At 35.7% G+C, this 3,102-nt stretch carries 2 protein-coding genes; one reads left to right on the forward strand and one right to left on the reverse strand.

All coding sequences use genetic code 11. The features are described from left to right. Positions 1-64: 64 nt before the first annotated feature. A complete protein-coding gene (locus I6E69_RS20350; RefSeq protein WP_197122196.1) occupies positions 65-2,200 on the reverse strand; it encodes a VCBS repeat-containing protein in 2,136 nt (711 codons plus the stop codon). A gap of 183 nt (positions 2,201-2,383) precedes the next feature. On the opposite strand from I6E69_RS20350, the gene I6E69_RS20355 reads away from it, so the two are divergent. Next, the gene (locus I6E69_RS20355) at positions 2,384-2,911 is read left to right on the forward strand and encodes a sugar O-acetyltransferase (RefSeq protein ID WP_197122199.1); all 528 of its coding nucleotides are present in this window, start codon (positions 2,384-2,386) and stop codon (positions 2,909-2,911) included. Positions 2,912-3,102: the final 191 nt, after the last annotated feature.

The raw sequence follows: 3,102 nt of genomic DNA on the forward strand, positions 1-3,102 counted from the left end.
AAAGTTTTCTGGCGAATTCAATTATACCTTATCTTCATGCTGTTTGTTTTTCATACCACAAAGATCAACACGCCCTAGTTACACGACAATTATCACCACTGGTAAATGCCTTAAATTTATATTCAGAGTAGGGTCCTATCAGGTATTTGTTCTGTTTGACATCAAATATACTTTCCCTATCAATTAACTCTTTAAAGCCGTCGTTATTCAAATCACAAACTTGAATCAAGCTATTTGAATAATTAAGTGAAAGGTCCGGCGCAACAATAAGCGTAGTGATAGAAAGATCATTTCCATTAATAAGATAGCTATCATACGAATGCCCCGCCGAAAGAAGAATATCTTCAATACCATCGCCGTTGTAATCAAATACCATAGAGTTATAATTTTCAGCCGAAACATCATCTATCAGCAAACTACTTGAGCCCTCATTAGTTAAAAATATTTGATGTTTAGCTGCCTCTTGGTTGTAAGTAATACTTAGCCAATTTAGTTGCGTCCCTGACTGATTAAGAAATGCACCTACATGCTCAACATTTGAAGGTAAGGGAGGTATCCATTTATTGTATTCTAGCAACCCTGCCTCACTGAGACTTAAAATATAATTATCATTACCGCGTAATACACCCCTTTTTTGGTTCGAAAGCTTAATTGAAGCTACACTGGATGTTGAGTTGTTCACATAACCAACTGAGCGATTATCTACGCCACCGAGTGATTGAAGGTTGATTTGGTGCTTAATTCTTATTTGATTGTCAGAGTTTGAGATATCAACAGCAAAATTTACGTTTAAATTACTACCAAAGTCAGGCGCGTTGCTTAACCAATTAATCTCTCCTTGTTCTGAAATCGAGATATTACTTGGCCCATAAGCAATTTTGTATTCAAAAGGACCATCGAACTCATCATTAGATAAGTTAATAATGGCTGTATAGTGTTCACCTAATTCTATTTCATCATATGCAGTAATGTCAGAAACAATTGCTGGCAGTTTTTCTAATTTAAACTCATGCTCCACAGTATTTTCTGCACCACTTGGGTCTACAACTGTTAACGAAATACGATAAAGGCCAGGTAGGTCTCCAATAAAGTCTATTTTGCTACCGGTGCCAAGTTGCCAACTAGCATTCTGCGGAAAAGTTATTAATTTCCACTCATAACCTAATGGTTCAAAATCAGGGTCCTTGGACTGCGTTGCATCAAGAGTAAGGATAGAGTGTCGTAGAGCTTTGTTCGAGCCTGAAATACTTGCTATAGGAATAGAGTTGGCAGTATTGTTATAAACATTATCTAAGTCAGTTAAATAAAACTCTAGTGGTAAAAATTCATTAGATAGATGTATGGTCGAAATACCATTAGCTTTGAGAGCTACACTAGCAGTATTTTGTGATATTAGGGTGTACTTTGCTCCTATTATTGAAGGCAGGGATATATCATTGGTTGGATAAAACTCATCAGTTTTTATTGTTAGTTTTCCTAAATCACTAAAATAAACTTCACCATTAAAACCAATACCATACCCAACATTGGTTGCATCTAAAACAGCATCAAGCCTTACATTAGAGAATAAAATATCAAGCGAATTTTCATCAGCACCTTTAAATTGAATATTCACAGTAGCGCTACTGTCACTATTAACTCCCTGACTATTAGCAATAGCAAAACCTTCTGTTAAATAGGTAACCCCAAGCACTTCGTTACTAATTGTTAAACTAGGGACTACCCCATACTCAAAAACAAATTCAGCGTTAGAGTTTTCGATATAAATATCAGATTGCCCATTAAAAACCCACCCAGCAGCAGAGCAATTGTTATAAGTAATTATATAGTGCTGATTAGCCTCTTCCTCTTTCATGTCAGCAGAGCCTGTAACACAACCGAAATTATCAGATTGGTTATCTAGCACTGGATCGTGGAGAAATAGATTTTGATAATCCTCTCCAAATACTATGGAATTTAGGCTATCTATTAGATATGAGTACTGAGTTGTTAGTTGAGTTACATTACTTGCTGTTATTTCGAATAAAGATAATTCACCGTCATAGGTAGGCGTATTTTGGTAATCAGGCTTAACAAATTTAGTTTTTCCAGAAGAACCAGAATCATTATTAGCAGGTTGGCTGGCATCATTACCCCCTCCCCCACAACCGGCTAAAATAATTGTTAAACAGAATAATTTAGTTAGTTTATTTAATTTCATTACTTACTCCTTGTAACATGAATTTTACATTATTAAAATTTTTTTAAAAGGAATATAATAAAAATCAAAATTTGTTTAAAACCTTTTTAGCCCATACAAAAAGGTAATAACAACTTTTCAGTAAAATATATAAGCATGAGATAATACTTAATAATGTATGCACATAAATGAATAACAAACTCAATGAAATTATTTAATAGCGTGACTAAGCCATATTTAATGCAAAGAAAACAAACAGGCGAGATATGCCGATTATTCAATAAAAGCCCGAGCAAAGGTAATTTAAAGCGTATTAAAGAGCTGTTCGCACAATGCGGTGAAGAGGTAATTATAGAATCAAGTTTTCACTGCGATTACGGCAATCATATAGTTATTGGTGATCGTACTTTTATAAATGTTAATTGCACACTTCTCGATTCGCCATTAGCCAATTACTCAATCACCATTGGTGATGACTGCTTAATAGGCCCGAACGTTCAGCTTTTAGCTGTGTCACATGCTACTAATCCAGCAGAAAGGCTTAATAAGGAAAACTTTGCAGCACCTATCGCGTTAGGCAATAACGTATGGATTGGCGCAGGCGCTATTATTCTTTCTGGAGTTAATATAGGCGAAAATAGTATTGTGGGTGCAGGATCTGTAGTAACTAAAAATGTAATGGCTAATACCGTAGTAGCGGGTAACCCAGCTCGTGAAATAAGAACACTATAGTTATTACCGATGTGATGTTAGCGTCGGGTGTTGCTGTGAGTGGATGTTAATTGCGCACATTTTACTTTTCTGCAGACGTAAAAAAGCCCGACTATTTCTAGTCGGGCTTTCTACAATTTGAAGCCTGGTAATGTCCTACTTTCACATAGCAAATGCTACACTATCATCGGCGCTGTTTCGTTTCACTACTG

Origin of the sequence: Pseudoalteromonas sp. NZS100 (genome assembly GCF_015864815.1) — a bacterium.
Lineage (GTDB): Bacteria > Pseudomonadota > Gammaproteobacteria > Enterobacterales > Alteromonadaceae > Pseudoalteromonas > Pseudoalteromonas distincta.